This window comes from Blautia aquisgranensis (assembly GCF_040096615.1).
GTDB lineage: Bacteria > Bacillota > Clostridia > Lachnospirales > Lachnospiraceae > Blautia_A > Blautia_A aquisgranensis.
The window spans coordinates 1-18063 of the sequence record NZ_JBBMEJ010000014.1 but is presented as its reverse complement, the minus strand read 5'-3'; the positions used below and the strand labels follow the sequence as shown (position 1 = coordinate 18063).

Genomic DNA, 18063 nt, shown 5'->3' with positions numbered 1-18063 from the left:
CCTTAATTAAATTCCGCTCCTGCGGATATTTCTCCGGATAGAAGAAAAGACCACATAAATGCGGTCTTGCAGCTTATGCTGATAACTGTTTTCTTCCTTTTAATCTTCTTGCAGCTAATACTTTACGTCCGCCCTTTGTGCTCATACGAGCTCTGAAGCCGTGAACCTTAGCTCTGGATCTCTTTTTTGGCTGAAATGTCATCTTCATAGGTAAAGCACCTCCTTTATCTATTTTTAATTGTTATGAAATAACTTATCATTCAGAACATCGTTTCAATTATATAAATAAACCGCCTTTTCGTCAAGTAAAAATTGCAAAAAACCCGATAAAATCAACGTTTCTTAAAACTACCACCACCTTGCATTTTTTTATTTTGGCGTTTATGTGGAAAGTGCTTATGGTTTACGTAACATTATCCACATTTTGTGGATAACTTGTGGATAACTCGTGGATTACCGTCGAATTTATCCACTTTTCGAGGGTATTTTTTTCGCGATTTTTTGAAAAATCCCTTTAAAATGCGGTATTTCAGCAGTGGATTATTTTATACACATAAATATTCCACATTTTCCACGAACTACCTACTTATGGAAACCTTTTTAACGGTTATACACTGTTTTCCACGCTAATCCACATCTATTTCCCCAGGTTATCCACAATATTATCCCCAATGTTTTCCCCAAAATATCCACGTTTTCCATTGCGAAAACCGATTTTTCATTGTAATATATAAAAGGATATCTGTCTCCAGTCGAAGGCTGGGGGTTATTATAATACTCATGGGAGGAAAAAATGAACACTGTTATTGAAAAATGGGAGGAGATCCTTAACACTGTCAAATCTGAATATGAGGTGACTGATGTCCCTTTTAATACCTGGCTTAAGCCGCTGAAAGTTTATGAGGTTGACGGAAATCTGATAACAGTCATTGTTCCCTCTGAGCAGGCCGGCATTGGTGTTAATTACATCAGTAAACGCTACAAAATACCTCTCCAGGTTACGATCTGTGTGCTGACAGGCATGGAAGAATGCGAAGTTCGCTTCGTCCTGGAAAAAGATCTCCCCAAGAAAAAAGAAAAAAATACTTCCTATGATAAACAGGTTCAGGATACACGTTACGAAGAAGCTCATTTAAATCCAAAATACACTTTCGACACCTTCGTTGTAGGAAGCAATAACAAATTCGCTCAGGCAGCAGCCCTTGCAGTTGCCGAATCACCGGGAGATACCTATAATCCGCTTTTTATTTACGGCGGCGCGGGTCTCGGTAAGACCCATCTTATGCATTCCATCGCTCATTTCATACTGGAACACGACCAGAACAGCCGGGTTCTCTATGTAACTAGCGAGGAATTCACCAACGAACTGATCGAAACCATTCGAAACGGAAATAACACAGCAATGAGTAAATTTCGTGAAAAATACAGAAATATTGATGTTCTTCTCGTCGATGATATTCAGTTTATTATAGGAAAGGAATCCACACAGGAAGAATTTTTCCATACATTCAACAGTCTCCACAGCGCCAAAAAACAGATCATCATCTCATCGGATAAACCTCCGAAAGACATGGAAATCCTGGAAGAGCGCTTCCGTTCACGGTTCGAATGGGGTCTGATCGCAGACATCACACTGCCGGATTATGAGACACGAATGGCAATTCTTCATAAAAATGAGGAGATGAACGGTTACAGCATCAGCGAAGATGTCATCAAATACATCGCAACCAATATCAAATCCAATATTCGAGAGCTGGAAGGTGCTTTCAATAAAGTTATGGCCGGAGCCAAACTCGAAAAGAAAGAGGTTACTCTGGAACTGGCCGAGCAGGCATTGAAGGATATTATTTCTCCGGATGAGAAAAAAGTGATCACACCGGAATATATTATCTCCGTTGTTTCCGATCATTACGGAGTAACACCGGCTGACTTAAGTGGAAATAAGCGAAACTCCAAGATCGTTATGCCGCGTCAGGTTGCCATGTATCTCTGCCGTGAAATTATTTCCACACCACTGAAAAATATTGGAAAAGCCCTGGGAAACCGTGACCATACAACGGTTATGCACGGCATCGAAAAGATCGAAAACGAATTGCAGAACGACGATAACTTAAAAAATACCATTGATATATTGAAAAAGAAGATTAATCCACAAGGTTAGGAAAGTTTTCCACATTACTGGTGTATAACGTGTTGATTGTATGTGGATGAATGTGTACAACTTTTTTGCGAAAAATCGGCGGTAATTTTATCCCACCGTTATTCACATCCGAAACTACCACTTATACACAAAGTTATCCCACTCGAAAAACCTTGAAAACATCAGCCTTGTGGGAGTTTTTCACAAAATCTGAGCCCCTACGGCGGTTACGGCGGATTTTTTCTATAAATATATTTATAAAAACCACAATTTACTCAGAAAGGGAGTTATACACATTATGAAAATCATCTGCTCCAAATCAAATCTGTTAAAAAGTGTAAGTATCGCACTCAAAGCAGTTCCATCAAAAACCACCATGCCAATACTTGAATGTATTCTTATGGATGCAACAACAAACCAGATCAAATTTACCACCAATGATATGGAACTGGGAATTGAAACAATTGTTGAAGGTACTATAGAAGAAAAAGGAATGGTTGCTCTTGATGCAAAAATTTTCTATGAGATCATCAGACGACTTCCTGATAATGATGTTACTATTAAAACAGATGATAAATATGCTGCAACCATCACCTGTGAAAAAGCAAAATTCAATATTCCAGGAAAATCAGGAGAAGATTTTGCTTATTTACCAATGATCGAAAAAGATGAACCACTTACGATCTCCCAGTATACGTTAAAAGAGATGATCAGACAGACAATCTTTTCTATTGCCGTCAATGAAAACAATAAGCTGATGACTGGTGAACTTTTTGAGATTAAAGATAACTGCCTGAAGGTAGTTTCTCTGGATGGTCACCGTATTGCGATCCGAAAAATGCCACTTAAGAAAGATTATTCTGACCGGAAGGTGGTAGTTCCAGGCAAAACTTTAAGTGAAGTAAGTAAGATCCTGTCCGGTGAAGTAGATGATCAGGTCAGCATTTACTTTACAAAAAACCACATACTGTTCGAATTTGACCAGACGATGGTAGTTTCCAGACTGATTGAGGGCGAATATTTCAGAATTGATCAGATGCTTTCCAGTGATTATGAGACAAAACTGAAAATTAACAAAAAAGAGTTCCTGGATTGTATCGATCGTGCGACACTTCTGGTTCGTGAGGTTGATAAGAAACCGATTATTATCAATATCACAGATGATGATATGGAGCTTCGTATTGATTCTGCAATGGGTTCCATGAATGAAGAGATTGATATTGAAAAAGAGGGTAAAGATATCATGATCGGTTTCAACCCGAAATTCCTGATCGATGCACTTCGTGTTATTGATGATGAGACTGTTACAATCTATCTTGTAAACCCGAAGGCACCATGCTTTATCCGTGATGAAGAGGAAAGTTACACCTATCTGATTCTTCCGGTAAACATTAATCAGAACCAGGCCAGATAGTATTTGTACAATATAATGAACATACAGATGCCACAGAGTCTGTATAAACTATGCGAAAAATATGCAGCTGGCAGCAGGTGTCCGTCAGCTGCGTACGCTTTATATAAGCACGAAACTCTGAAAACAGTCATCAGGGGGTAATTTAAAACTACCACTTTTTTATAAAAAACAGAAAGAGGTAGTTTAATTGCCACAAAATCCGAAAGAGTAATATAGCGGATTTTACCGGGTGATAACACATGGAATAATTTTTAAGAGGGAAAAGAATTGGAAATCAGAATAAAAGATGAATTTATCAAGCTTGGCCAGGCACTGAAGCTGGCCGGAGTTGTGGAAGATGGTGTTGAAGCAAAATATGCGATCAACGATGGCCTTGTTCTGGTGAACGGAGAGGTTGAGAATCGCCGCGGACGTAAAGTACATCCGGGAGATACCATTTCCTATGATGGAAAAGACATTTATGTGATTGGGTGAAGGAATGTACATTGAATCCATCAAATTGAATAATTTCAGGAATTATGAGTCGCTGGAGATGAATTTTGATCAGGGGACCAATATTCTCTACGGCGATAACGCCCAGGGAAAGACCAATATTCTGGAATCTGTTTATCTGGCAGGAACCAGTAAATCCCATAAGGGAAGCAAGGACCGGGAGATGATCCGTTTCGATAATGAGGAAGCTCATATTCGGATGATGGTAAAAAAGGGCGGGCTTTCATACAAAATAGACATGCACCTCCGGAAAAACAAAGCAAAAGGAGTTGCCATTAACGGGCTGCCCATACGCAAGGCGAGGGAGCTTCTGGGAGTGGTGAATCTTGTGTTTTTTTCTCCGGAGGATCTTAATATTATCAAGAATGGGCCGGGAGAGAGAAGACATTTCCTGGATTCGGAGCTTTGTCAGCTGGATGGTGTTTATATCACGGAGCTGGCCAGCTACAATCATATTGTGAACCAGAGAAATCGTCTTCTCAAAGACTGTTATATGAATCCCGGACTTAAGGATACACTGGATATCTGGGATGCACAGATGACCGGTTACGGACAGAAGATCATCGAAAAAAGAGAAGAATTCGTTGAGGAGCTTAATGAGATTGCGAAGGGACTTCACAGAGGACTGACCGGTGGAATTGAAGAACTGGAAATTCTTTATGAGCCCAGTGTGACTGCTGCGGAATTTGAACAGAAACTGTCGGGGAACAGAGAGCGTGATCTCCGGATGAAACTGACTTCTGTGGGACCGCACAGAGATGATTTCTGTGTAAAGGTGAACGGGATCGATATCAGGAAGTACGGTTCACAGGGGCAGCAGAGAACTGCGGCACTTTCGCTGAAACTTTCGGAGATTTATCTGGTTAAGAAGAAAATTAAGGATACACCGGTGCTTCTTCTGGACGATGTTCTTTCGGAGTTGGACAGTAACAGGCAGACTTATCTGCTGGAAAGCATACATGATATACAGACTTTGATCACCTGTACGGGACTGGATGATTTCGTCAGTCATCAGTTTGAGATTAACAAGGTTTTTCAGGTGGTAAAAGGGCATGTTTATATGCCTAAAGGGTTTTGACAAGCCCGTATGCATATGGTAAACTGATTCTAATTATGGAAAGTTGGTGAATATTTTGGATAAAGAGGAGTTTCGCGTCAAGCTTGGAGAAATCAACAAAATGGTTGAAGTCCAGGATTACAAAGGCGCTATGCAGATCGTTGACAGCATCGACTGGCGTCGCGTGAAAAATGTCCGTACCCTTTGTGTTGTGGGCGAGATTTACGCAGCCAACAAGCGTTATGAGGAAAGTAAGGAAATTTTTCTTCTTGCGTATCACAGAGCGCCGATCGGTAAGAACATACTTTACCGTCTGATCGAGGTATCCCTGAAGATGGGGCAGATCAGTGAAGCTACAGAATTCTTTGATGAATACAGAGAAGTGGCAGGTAATGATAACAGCCAGTATATATTGAAATATAAGATTGCCAGAGCAAAGAACGCATCTCTGAATGAGCAGATCCGTATTCTTGAGGAATATAAGGAGAAGGAGTTTACAGAGAGATGGTCCTATGAGCTGGCCAAGCTTTATTATAAAGCGGGAGACAAGCAGAAATGTCTGGATCTCTGCAATGAGATAGTACTCTGGTTTAACGATGGAAACTATGTGATGAAAGCTCTTGATCTGAAACAGAGAATGGGCGTTCTTACAGGTGAAGAGAAAGAGAAATATGAGAAACAGTTTATTCCGAATCTGATTCCGCCGGAAAAGGCGAAAGAGATTCAGGAGACCAAAGAAACAGAAACTACTGTGCCTGAATATGAGGAAGCGCCGGTTACAGATACAGTTCAGATTGATGATGAACGTGATCTGAGCAGTGCTGAGACACTTCAGGAAAAAATATCCAAAGGTTTCAGAGAATTTTTTGGAGGAAGTAAGAAATCTGAGGAGAACGAAGTTCCGGAAAGTCAGGAGAATGCTGATGAGAAGGAGGATGAGAATCCTTCTGATGATGAAATAGAAAGCGAAGGGGAAGCGGAAAAAGAAACAGTTGCCGGAGAACCGGAGGATACAGAGAACGAGGCCACAGAATCTGAAAATGCTGAAGAAGAACTGGAAACAGGCGTTTCTAATCTGTCAGAAGGAACGGTTCAGCTGAAGACGGAAGCCGAAGAGGAAAAAGAAGAAGAGGAGACATATCAGGAAGCTGTCGAATCTGAAGCTGAAAAGGCTGTAGAGGAAGAGCTTTCTCAGAATGTATCTGAGATGCTTGAAGAAGAGAAAGAAGAAAAATCCGTTGGAGTTCCGCTGAATGAAGCGGGAGAACCGGATTTTTCAGCAACGATCCGTATGCCAGAGCTTAAAATTCCTAAGTCTATGATTAATGTAGATCCGGAGAATGCAAGTGCTTCAGCAGATCTTCCGGATACATCAGAAATTTTTGGCAGTATTGATGATATTGCTGCTTCTGTTGGAAAAGAAGAAAACGAAGATAAAGATGAAGATAAAGAATTTAATCTGGAAGATACAATTCTTGCAGCGGCTTCTGAGCAGGGAATTGAAATTCCGGAAGAAGAGAAATCTCCGGATGTACAGTTTTCAGATGTAACAGAAGAATCGCCGGATGAAGAGGATGATCTGGATCTTGCTGCGGATGAGTTTGTTCCGGAGGAGCCGGATGCAGCTGATATTGAAGACATTATGGCGCAGATTTCTGCACAGCAGGAAGCAGATACAGAATCAGAAAAGAGAATTCCTGATCTGGTGTTTGATGAAGAAGAGGAGCCGGTTACAGAGGAAGATCTCCAGGCTGCAGAAGCAGAATTTCTTAACGGACCTGCAGGAATGCAGAAAGCAGCAGAAGATGGCACAATTGCAGATCTGAATGAGGAAGATATAGTAAAAGAGTCTGGCGAAGCAGAACCTGTAGAAGAACTTGAGCTTTCTGACGATCGAACCAATATAGCGGAAGAAGAAACGCCGCTTGATGAGGAAGAGGAATACAGTGATGATGATTTCAATGTAAACCTTGATCTTGAAGCAGAATCAGATATGGAAGACGATGATGATTTTGTTTCTGATCTCATAGATAATGATATGGACGAGGATGATGAAGAAGAAGAACTCAGTGAGGAAGAACAGCTTGAGAAGTTCATTGAGACCCTTCAGCCTGAACGCGATCCGAATAAGATCATATCCAGAAAGAAACAGCTTACAGATGAAGAAAAGAAACTGTTTACGTATTTTGTAGCAGTTCCGGGAATGAAAGAACAGATTCTCGAGGTACTTTGTGATGTACAGAAGGGTGCAACAGACAGAACTTCACGAACAGGAAATGTGATCGTTATGGGTGGCAGAGAAACCGGAAAAACAAGATTGATTTCAAGCTTGATTCCGGCAATCTGTAAAGAACTGAATATTGAGGCATCCAAGGTTGCTTATATATTCGCAGAAGACATTAATGGAAAAGATATTACAGAAATTGCCCGGAAGCTTGCCGGAGGTTTTCTTGTTATTGAGAATGCAAACCAGCTTTCACAGGAAACTGCAGATGAGCTTGATGAGGTAATGACCGGAAATACAAAGGGAATGATCGTCATTCTGGAAGATGAGAAGATTGGCATGCGTAAACTGATTGCAAGATATCCGAAGTTTGCGAAGAAGTTTACATCCATGATCAACATTCCGGTATTTACAAATGATGAGCTCGTTAATTTTGCAAAAGTATACACAATGGAGAACGGATTCCGTATTGACCAGATGGGTATGCTTGCACTGTACAATCTGATCGGAGTTAATCAGAAAGAAGATCAGCCGATGTGCATCGGAACAGTAAAAACATTGCTGGACAATGCAATGGCAAAAGCTCAGGGTGGATTATTCAAACGATCTAAGAAGAGAGTGGACCGTGATGGTTACACCGTACTTCTTGAAAAGGATTTCAGCTGATTAAATAAACAGAAAAGCAGAGGTAAAAAATATGGCCAGACCTTATCTTGGTAACCCGAAATATACCATTGAAGTCCTTCAAAAGTATCATTTTGTTTTCCAGAAAAGGTTTGGTCAGAATTTTCTGATCGACGAACATGTTCTGGAAAAAATCATTGATTCTTCAGGAATCACGAAGGATGATTTTATACTGGAGATCGGTCCCGGAATCGGAACCATGACACAGTATCTTGCAGAGGCAGCGCGTGAAGTTGCTGCTGTGGAGATTGACAGTTCTCTGATTCCGATCCTTAAAGATACGCTTAAGGACTGGGATAATGTAACAGTAATCAACAACGATATTCTGAAAACAGATATCAAGAAGATCGCAGATGAAAAAAGTGGCGGAAAGCCTGTGAAGGTAGTAGCGAACCTGCCGTATTACATTACAACACCGATTATTATGGGACTTTTTGAGAAGAATGTTCCGGTGGATTCGATTACAGTCATGGTGCAGAAAGAGGTTGCAGATCGTATGCAGGTCGGACCGGGCACCAAAGATTATGGAGCACTTTCCCTGGCAGTGCAGTATTATGCGAAGCCGGAGATCGTGGCGAATGTACCGCCGAACTGTTTCATGCCAAGACCGAAGGTGGGAAGTGCAGTGATTAAACTGACACGTTACGAGAAGCCGCCGGTGGAGGTATATGATGAACGTCTCATGTTCAGACTGATCCGTGCATCCTTTAACCAGAGAAGAAAGACTCTTGTGAACGGAATCAAAAATTCCGGAGATTTTTCCCTGGGAAAAGAAGATCTCGAGAGAATATTTGAAAAGTGCAATCTTCCGCTGAATATCAGGGGCGAGGCACTGACGCTGGAACAGTTTGCTGAACTTGCTAACTGTATTTACGAAGAGAATAAATAAAAAACGATACAAAAAGAACCCGGGCAGCTGTTCCGGGTTCTTTTTGCGTGATGCAGACGGAAATGGAGAGATTACCATCTGCACATCTATAACTTGTCATAGAAAGGAGGTTCTGTCTGAGGTGTCAGACAGAAGTAAGTAATGAAAAATTTACAATATTTATTGTATAAGTAAGATGTTAGAGAAGTTTGTTGAAAATATGAAAATATTGTGAATATATTTTCTGAAATATACATAAAGTCTGACCTGCAAATTGTGAAAAATGGAAAATTCCAGTTTACAGAGTACCGGTCAGGTGTGTTATACTGGGGGACGTTAAAAGGGAAATAAGTTTATTGTTACTTGAAAGACAGTCAATGTTTATGTATAAGGGCAGCAGCCCATATGGAGGAAAATATCATGAAAAAAATGAACAGAATTACAGCACTGGTTGTTGCAGGAATCATTTCCTGTACTTCACCAATGATGGTTATGGCATCTGATTCCAGCTCTGTTATGAGTCAGGCAGAAGAGATTCTTAAAGATAACGAGATTGAATCTCTTGCAGCAGATCCGGATAAGGTAAGCGATATCATTGTTTATGTAAAGGGACTTTTTGATTCCAACCAGATTACAGACGATGAGATTTCACAGGGAATTGATGAAGCAGCAGACCATTATGGTGTGTCTCTTTCTGATGATGATAAGAATTCACTGGTAAATATCATCAGCAGATTCCGCGGAATTGACGTTAGTGATGACCAGATCAAAAAATATGTAGATGATGCATACAGCACTCTGAAAGACATGGGTGTTACAAAATCAGATGTGAAAAATATTTTTGAGAAAGCAATTCAGTTTATCAAAGGAATGCTTTCCCGTCAGTAAGAGGAAGGTGTTTGAAATGTCACTTTTATTGGGATTACTGTTTCTGACTTTGTATAAAATGTATAAAATGTACAATATTTAAGACAAGTTATAGAAATATAAATGTGGCGTTTTTATAAAAAAAGAGGAAAAAACATAAAGAAATTGTGCAAATACGCTAAAAGTTCACGGTGCGTTCATATTCTGTTCATATTTACCTGTTACTATAACAATAGTTCGAAAGAACAGTACGAAAGACGCTGTAATGGTGTGTATCTGTATCATTACACATACAATTTTTTTCATAATAATCGCCCCGGTAAGCCACTACCGGGGCACTCCTCGTTTTACGGGAAATTATGTTTTTGGGGAAATGGAGCTTCTGTTATTAAGACAGAGGCTTTTTTTGTAGAAGAAAGAGAGTTTTTGAAAAAGATGCCGGAAATGGCGTTAATAGCCGGATTGAACAGCCAAAAAAACATGGCGCAGGAGAAAAGCGCATGCTATAATAATTACGGTAAATAATAAAAAGATGAAAGCATGAACGGGAGGTCAGGAAATGGCGGAGTCTATGAAGGATTTTGAGCAGGAGCTGGAAGCTTCTTTTAAGAAAATTGAAGAGGGTGATATTATCACCGGTACAGTAGTAAGTGTTGACGAGACAGGAGTTGTTCTTGATCTTAAATATTATGCGGAGGGATTTATTCCGGCAGAGGAATTTTCCAGAGAGCCGGGATTTAATATAAAAGAAGCTGTTCAGCCGGGCGAAGAGATTCAGGCAACTGTTCTTCGCAAAGATGATGGACAGGGAAATATCCTGCTTTCCAGAGCAGAGGCAGCGGAGGTTCTTGCATGGGATAAGCTGAAAGAACTTCAGGAATCCGGTGAGGCGCTGGATGTTGTTGTGAAGGGAATCGTAAATGGTGGCGCTATTGCTTATGTGGAAGGCGTGCGCGGCTTTATCCCGGCATCCAAGCTGGCATTGAGCTATGTTGAGGATACAGAAGAATATCTGAATAAACCGCTTCAGGTGCAGGTTATTGATGTTGATAAAGAAAAGAAGAGACTGGTACTTTCCGCGAAAGAACTACTCCGTGAGAAGGCTGAGCAGGAGCGCAGAAATAAGATCTCGAATATCGAAGTTGGCTTTGTGACAGAGGGAACTGTTGAGAGCCTGCAGCCGTATGGTGCTTTTGTTGATCTTGGAAACGGAGTTTCCGGCCTGGTACATATTTCCCAGATCTGCGAAAAAAGGATCAAGAAGCCTTCAGAGGCTGTCAGCGTGGGAGATAAGGTCAAGGTTAAGGTGATCGCGATCAAAGATGGCAAGCTCAGCTTAAGCATCAAGGAAGCTTCAGACCTGATGGCAAAAGAGGTTGAGGAAGAGACTTTTGAACTGCCGGAATCCGGTGAGGAAGCAACCACATCCCTTGGCTCACTTTTTGCCAATATCAAATTGAATTAGATCGATAATTTTTGGATGAAAAAGGATGGATGTGAATGAAAAACCAGGAGAGAATATTTGTAATCGGACATAAGAATCCGGATACGGATTCCATCTGTTCGGCCATTGCTTATGCAGATATTAAGAACAGAACCACACAGAACAAGAAATATATTCCGAAGAGAGCCGGACAGATCAACGAGGAAACCAGATATGTGCTGAATCGTTTTGGCGTACAGCCGCCGGCTTATCTTGGAAATATCGGCACACAGGTCAAGGATATGGATATCCGCATCAGCCCGCCGGCAGACAAGAGCATGTCTCTGAAAAATGCCTGGGATCTGATGCAGAAGAACGCAATCGTATCTCTTCCGATCCGTGATAAGGACGGCTGCCTGGAAGGTCTTGTGACTATTGGCGATATTGCAAAGACATACATGGATACGACAGACAGCTATCTGCTTTCCAATGCGAGAACGCAGTATCAGAGAATTGCAGAGACTGTAGGCGGAGAAGTTGTTGAGGGAAACAGCCACGGATATTTTATAAAGGGAAAAGTTCTCGTGGGAACAGCCAACCCGAAAATGATGGAGGGTTATATCGAGGAGAATGATATGATCATCATGGGAGACCGTGAGGAGGATCATCTTCAGGCAATCAGCCAGAATGTAAGCTGTATTATCGTAGGACTGAATATCGTAGTTTCCGAGAAGGTTGTGAAGCTTGCCCATGAAAAAAATATCGTAATCATCCGGTCACCGTATGATACTTTTAATATCGCCCGTCTGATCAATCAGAGTATTCCGGTAAATTATGTTATGAAACGTGATAATATGGTAACATTCAACACCGAGGATTTTACAGACGATATTCAGGAAGTCATGGTAAAGAACCGCCACAGAGCATTCCCGGTCATTAATCCTCACGGAAAATGTATCGGAACGATTTCCAGACGTAATTTTCTGGATATGCACAAGAAAAAGGTTGTGCTTGTGGATCATAACGAGGTGGATCAGGCTGTTGACAATATTGAGAAGGCGGAGATCCTTGAGATCATCGATCATCATAAGCTTGGAACACTGCAGACCATGACACCGGTTTCCTTCCGCAATGAGCCGGTTGGATGTACAGGAACGATTCTCTATGAAATTTACGGTGAGCAGAGACTGGAGATTCCGGAAAAGATCGCAGGACTTCTCTGTGCGGCAATCATTTCGGATACGCTGATGTTCCGTTCGCCGACATGTACACAGAAGGATAAGATCGCAGCCAGCGCACTTGCACTGATCGCAGGAATCAACATCGAGGAGTTCGCAAGAGAGATGTTCTCTGCCGGAAGTAACCTGAAGGATAAATCCCCTGAGGAGATTTTTTACCAGGATTACAAGAAATTTATCGGCGAGGGAAATGTTTCGTTTGGTGTTGGACAGATCAGTTCCATGGACAGCGAAGAGCTTAAAGAGATTAAAGAAAAACTGCTGCCGTTTATGGTAAGCGAGTGTGGACGTCATGATATCACAAGAGTTTACTTTATGCTGACTAATATTCTGGAGGAATCCACAGAGCTTCTTTTCTATGGTGAGGGAAGTGAGAAGATGGCGGAGATCGCTTTTGAGCGCAAGCCGGAGAATGATACGTTCCATCTCAAGGGAGTGGTATCCCGAAAGAAACAGCTGATTCCGGCTATGATGGAGGCTGCTCAGCTTATGAACAGCGATTATGCATAAGGAGGCCGGAAGCAATGGTAAAACAGTTATGGAAGCCGGGAAATATGATCTATCCGCTGCCGGCTGTGATGGTGAGTGTCACAGATGGCGAAGGAAATGACAACATTATCACGGTGGCATGGACAGGAACGGTCTGTACCAATCCGGCAATGGCTTATATTTCAGTCCGACCTTCCCGTTATTCTTATGATATGATTCGGAAAACGGGAGAATTTGTCATCAACCTGACAACAGAAAAACTGGCTTTTGCAACAGATTTCTGCGGAGTACGTTCCGGCAGGGATGTTGATAAATTTCAGAAGCTGAATCTTACAAAAGAAAAAGCACAGTATGTATCTGCACCTATGATCGGGGAGTCACCGGTTTCCATTGAGTGCAGGGTACGTGAGATTAAAGAACTGGGATCGCATGATATGTTTCTTGCAGATGTACTTGCGGTTCATGCAGATGAAGCATACATGGATAAAAACAACAAGTTTCAGCTCAACAATGCGGGACTTCTGGTTTATTCCCATGGAGAATACCTGGCAGGGGGGCGTAAGGTGGGAACTTTTGGCTACAGTGTAAAGAAAAAGACGAATAAACGAAAGAAGTAACGTACTGCGGAAGCATTGAGATTTAAGGGATTTTATGCTAAAATGAAAGGACACAATATGAATAATATTACGCTGATAGGAATGCCTGGTGCAGGGAAAAGCAGCATAGGTGTTGTACTTGCGAAGGTACTTGGTTACCAGTTTATTGACTCAGATCTGATCATCCAGAAGGAAGAGAAAAGAACCTTAAGTGAGATCATCGAGCAGGATGGACCGGAGGGTTTCAAGGCGGTTGAGAATCGTGTGAATGCATCTATCCAGGTTGAGAATACAGTGATCGCCACAGGGGGAAGTGTGGTGTACTGTGATGAGGCAATGCAGCATCTGAGATCCGAAGGCGTTGTGGTGTATCTCAAGATATCTTTGCATCTTCTTTCAAAACGTCTCGGTAATCTGAAAGGACGTGGAGTTCTGCTTAAAGATGGACAGACGCTTGAGAGTCTTTATGAGGAACGGACACCATTATATGAGAAATACGCAGACATCATTGTTGATGAAGAAGATAAAGATTTGGAGGGAAGCCTTCAGTTGGTGCTTGAAGCACTGAAACGGGGAGAGAAAGCGTAACAGACACGTTTTCGTTATAAATTGTTTACAAATGCGAAATATGTGTTATAATATACAACTGACCTAAAAAAGGGCTTGTGGAACATATGTTTCCGCATAAAGAGAGTGATGAGAACTAATAAATTCAGAGAAATTTTCTGCTCATAGAGGAGTAAAATAATAGAGGTGTGTTATGGAACAGTATGTGATTAAAGGCGGCAATCCTCTGGTTGGAGAAGTGGATATTGCAGGCGCGAAGAATGCTGCTCTTGCGATATTATCAGCAGCCATTATGACTGATGAAACTATATTAATTGAGAATCTGCCGGATGTAAGAGATATCAATGTTCTTCTTGAGGCAATCTCTGAGATCGGTGCTCAGGTTGAACGTGTTGATAAATCCACTGTAAAGATCAACGGTTCTACCATCGGCAATCTCAGTGTAGATTATGAATTTATCAAAAAGATCCGTGCGTCTTATTATCTTCTGGGTGCGCTGCTCGGAAAATATAAGCATGCAGAGGTTCCGCTTCCGGGCGGATGTAATATCGGCAGCAGACCGATCGATCAGCATCTGAAGGGCTTCCGTGCTCTTGGTGCAGATGTGGATATTCGTCATGGTGCGATCGTTGCGAAGGCTGAGAATCTTCACGGAAGCCATATCTTCCTGGATGTGGTTTCTGTTGGTGCTACGATCAATATTATGATGGCAGCTTCCATGGCAGCAGGACGTACAATTATCGAGAATGCGGCAAGAGAGCCACACGTTGTTGATGTTGCCAACTTCCTGAACAGCATGGGTGCCAATATCAAGGGCGCCGGTACAGATGTGATCCGTATTCGTGGCGTTGAGAAGCTTCACCGTACAGAATATTCCATTATTCCGGATCAGATCGAAGCGGGTACATTTATGTTTGCAGCAGCAGCTACAGGCGGAGATGTTACAGTACGTAATGTTATTCCGAAGCATCTGGAGGCTACAACAGCGAAGCTCGAGGAGATTGGCTGTGAGGTTGAGGAGTTTGATGATGCCGTTCGTGTACGTGCACCGCATACACTTCATCGTACTCATGTTAAGACACTGCCATATCCGGGCTATCCTACAGATATGCAGCCACAGATCGCAGTTACTCTGGCACTGGCTGAGGGTACAAGCATTGTTACAGAGAGTATTTTTGAGAATCGTTTCAAATATGCAGATGAGCTTTCACGTATGGGTGCGAACATCAAGGTGGAGGGCAATTCCGCTATCATTGATGGTGTGAAAAAGCTTACAGGTGCTCGTGTGAGTGCTCCGGACCTTCGTGCAGGTGCAGCTCTTGTTATCGCAGGACTGGCAGCAGAGGGTGTAACGATTGTTGATGATATTGTTTATATTCAGCGAGGATATGAGAATTTTGAAGAGAAGCTGAGAAGTCTCGGTGCTGAGATCGAGAGAGTTTCCAGTGAGAAAGAAATCCAGAAATTCAAGCTTCGTGTTGGATGAAGCCTTGACAAATAAGAAATGATCAGGAAAGAGTTCCCAGGTGTATATGAATGCCAGGGAGCTCTTTTTATATTTTATGGAAAACTTGGAATTTATTTTTGGATATTTATGGAGTATAATTATACATATAAATAGTACACTATTCGGAGCCTGGGATACTGCGATGCTTCATAAAAAAGTGGTGGCTGAGGTTTAGGATAAGCGCTGATTTGATCAGAGGAGATGATGTGAGTGGAAAAACGTACAGTACTGCCACTTTTGAATTCTGCTTTTGAGCCGGGAAAGGCACTAGAAACGGTAGAGCAGTTTGAGGATAAGGATGTCCGGAATATTGCCAGGGCGGAGTTTTTCTATTTTTCAGGAAAGGCAAAGGAATGCAGTGAGATCGCGAGACTTTATCTGGAGGATGAGACAATGGAGCTGCGGCTTTCGGCATGCATGCTTTATGGGTATGCCAATATGACGCTTGGCAACAGTGCAGCTGCAAGGAGAGGACTGGATGGAATCCGGGACTGTATGAAAAAACTCCGATATACAGATGCTTCGGAGGAGACGTATGCCTTCTGTATATTGGCAGGTTATATTGGGACTGTTTTATTGCATCAGCCGGCAGATGAGATTCCTGATCTTTGGAAATACAGCAGCATGCTTCCGGGAGGTGTGAAGCTTTTTGCAGTGTATGTGATGGCACATCAGGCGTATCTGAAGGGTGAATACTGGAGCGCATATGGAATGTGCCGGACAGCGATGTTTATGGCCGAGAATGTGTATCCGATCAGCATGATCTATATCCAGTGCATTATGGCGATGTGTATGATCAACAGAAGACATAAAAAAGAAGCGCAGGAAGAATTAATGAAGGGCTGGGTATTGGCTGAGAAGGATGGATTTTTAGAACCCTTTATTGAACATCATGGTGTTTTGCGCGGATTGATCGAAGTGTGTATCCGAAAAACAGATGCAGATGTATACAAGCGTATCATAGAAGGTGTTATGTCTTTCAGCAGAGGCTGGATGGAGATCCATAATACAAAGGCGAAGAGAAAGGTGACAAATGAGCTTTCTGCGATGGAGTTTTCAATCGCGATGATGGCCAGCGACGGATGGACAAATAAAGAAATCGCATCATATATGGAAATTTCTGTAAATACAGTAAAACATTATCTTACGGATATTTTCAGTAAGCTGAATGTGAAGAAGCGAGAGGAACTGAAGAAGTATATGCTAAGTTAATTAAGAAAAACAGAAGCCCCTGGGGTCAAGAGAGAAATCTGCTTGATTGCGGGGGCACTTTTTTGGGTATAAATGGGTATTACAGAGAAATTTAGTGTGATGTATAATAAAATACATAAATAAGCAGATATTAATTGAAAAAATCATTCAAAAGCAAAAAAAACTTACAAATATCATATATAAGATGATTTTTTTGCTAATGTTTGAAAATATAAGAGCTATATTTTAGAAATTGACTCTATTGACAGCTTTAATTATAAAAAATTAAAATCTGTGCGGTACATGAAGTGTACTGGTTAAAAAACATAAAGCTTTTTTTTTGCAGAAAGGAATATAACGATAAATAAGATAATAAGAGTTATAGTACACGTTAATGCACACATAGGAAAGCGGGAATGGTATGAAAAAATCGAAGAAAATTAAAATCAGAAAACTCCTGGCATTTATGTTGGCTTTGGCATTGATGGTGTCCTGTATGCCGAGTGCATACACAATCTCCGCAAGTGAAGTATTTGGGGAGGGAACGGAGGATATATTCACAGATGGCGAATCTGCATCTGAGCCAGTAGCCGAAGAAGTAACAACGGATGTAGGCAGCGCAGACCAGGAAGAACAGGCGCAGCAAACTACGCTTACATATGAAGATGATTCCATTAAAGTAACAGCAGACGCATTGGAGGAGGGAGCTCTTCCGCAGAATACAACGCTGAAGGCAGATGCAGTGAATGAGAATTCTTCAGTGTCTTATGATACTGTTTCTCAGAAACTTACGAAAGCAGCTGAAGATAAAGGAAGCATCTTAAGAGGATTTTCAGCGTATGATGTGTATTTTGCAGATGTTGACGGAAACAGGGCAGAGCTGAATGGCAGGGCGAGGATAACAATCGAATATAAGAACCCGATGGTACCTGAGCTCAGTGATGTGGCAAATACCAGCGTGACAGCAGTGAAACTTCATTATAACGGCAGTACAGATGAGACAGAGATCAATACTTTACAGCCGAATGAAGAATTAAAGGTTCTGAATGTAAACGAGAATAGAGGACTGCAGACAATTCAGGTTGAGACCGCGAATGTAGCAGTTTTTGCTGTGATGTGGGATTCACCGGAAGTAACGGAGACACCTGAGGAAGAGCCGGGAGTAACGGAGACACCGGCAGAGGAGCCGGAAGTAACGGAGACACCTGCAGAAGAGCCGGGAGTAACGGAGACACCTGAGGAAGAGCCGGAAGTAACGGAGACACCTGCAGAAGAGCCGGAAGTAACGGAGACACCTGCAGAAGAG

General features: G+C 41.9%; 14 protein-coding genes and 1 pseudogene. 14 read left to right on the top strand and 1 reads right to left on the bottom strand.

The window, feature by feature from the left end:
* Positions 1-73 precede the first annotated feature (73 nt).
* Positions 74-208 carry a 50S ribosomal protein L34 gene (gene rpmH, locus WMO28_RS11725; protein WP_005423866.1) on the bottom strand — a complete coding sequence of 45 codons (135 nt, stop codon included), beginning with the start codon at positions 206-208 and terminating at the stop codon, positions 74-76.
* A 585-nt stretch (positions 209-793) separates the two neighbouring features.
* On the opposite strand from rpmH, the gene dnaA reads away from it, so the two are divergent.
* From dnaA to WMO28_RS11655, 14 genes and pseudogenes are all read left to right on the top strand, one after another.
* A complete protein-coding gene (gene dnaA / locus WMO28_RS11720; RefSeq protein WP_349057091.1) occupies positions 794-2161 on the top strand; it encodes a chromosomal replication initiator protein DnaA in 1368 nt (455 codons plus the stop codon).
* Between the two features lie 277 nt (positions 2162-2438).
* Positions 2439-3554: a DNA polymerase III subunit beta gene (dnaN, locus tag WMO28_RS11715; RefSeq protein ID WP_178644179.1), complete on the top strand. Its 1116-nt coding sequence runs from the start codon at positions 2439-2441 to the stop codon at positions 3552-3554.
* Between the two features lie 267 nt (positions 3555-3821).
* Positions 3822-4028, top strand: a complete 207-nt coding sequence (locus WMO28_RS11710; RefSeq protein ID WP_178644181.1) for an RNA-binding S4 domain-containing protein — start codon at positions 3822-3824, stop codon at positions 4026-4028.
* Between the two features lie 4 nt (positions 4029-4032).
* The gene (gene recF / locus WMO28_RS11705; RefSeq protein WP_178644183.1) at positions 4033-5124 is read left to right on the top strand and encodes a DNA replication/repair protein RecF; all 1092 of its coding nucleotides are present in this window, start codon (positions 4033-4035) and stop codon (positions 5122-5124) included.
* Between the two features lie 100 nt (positions 5125-5224).
* On the top strand, positions 5225-7993 hold the full coding sequence (locus WMO28_RS11700; protein WP_349057090.1) for a hypothetical protein: 2769 nt from the start codon (positions 5225-5227) through the stop codon (positions 7991-7993).
* Positions 7994-8024: 31 nt separating this feature from the next.
* On the top strand, positions 8025-8900 hold the full coding sequence (gene rsmA / locus WMO28_RS11695) for a 16S rRNA (adenine(1518)-N(6)/adenine(1519)-N(6))-dimethyltransferase RsmA (RefSeq protein ID WP_349057089.1): 876 nt from the start codon (positions 8025-8027) through the stop codon (positions 8898-8900).
* Positions 8901-9299: 399 nt separating this feature from the next.
* On the top strand, positions 9300-9767 hold the full coding sequence (locus WMO28_RS11690; protein ID WP_178644187.1) for a DUF1002 domain-containing protein: 468 nt from the start codon (positions 9300-9302) through the stop codon (positions 9765-9767).
* A 538-nt stretch (positions 9768-10305) separates the two neighbouring features.
* Positions 10306-11211, top strand: a complete 906-nt coding sequence (locus WMO28_RS11685; protein WP_178643935.1) for a S1 RNA-binding domain-containing protein — start codon at positions 10306-10308, stop codon at positions 11209-11211.
* Positions 11212-11246: 35 nt separating this feature from the next.
* The gene (locus WMO28_RS11680; protein ID WP_349057087.1) at positions 11247-12917 is read left to right on the top strand and encodes a putative manganese-dependent inorganic diphosphatase; all 1671 of its coding nucleotides are present in this window, start codon (positions 11247-11249) and stop codon (positions 12915-12917) included.
* Between the two features lie 14 nt (positions 12918-12931).
* On the top strand, positions 12932-13513 hold the full coding sequence (locus WMO28_RS11675) for a flavin reductase family protein (protein WP_349057086.1): 582 nt from the start codon (positions 12932-12934) through the stop codon (positions 13511-13513).
* A 57-nt stretch (positions 13514-13570) separates the two neighbouring features.
* Complete coding sequence (locus WMO28_RS11670) at positions 13571-14080, top strand: shikimate kinase (RefSeq protein WP_178644907.1); 510 nt, start codon at positions 13571-13573, stop codon at positions 14078-14080.
* Positions 14081-14252: 172 nt separating this feature from the next.
* Positions 14253-15545, top strand: a complete 1293-nt coding sequence (gene murA / locus WMO28_RS11665) for a UDP-N-acetylglucosamine 1-carboxyvinyltransferase (RefSeq protein WP_178644905.1) — start codon at positions 14253-14255, stop codon at positions 15543-15545.
* A 231-nt stretch (positions 15546-15776) separates the two neighbouring features.
* Positions 15777-16778: a helix-turn-helix domain-containing protein gene (locus WMO28_RS11660; RefSeq protein ID WP_349057084.1), complete on the top strand. Its 1002-nt coding sequence runs from the start codon at positions 15777-15779 to the stop codon at positions 16776-16778.
* A 400-nt stretch (positions 16779-17178) separates the two neighbouring features.
* Positions 17179-18063, top strand: a pseudogene (locus WMO28_RS11655) (hypothetical protein); the annotation flags it as partial.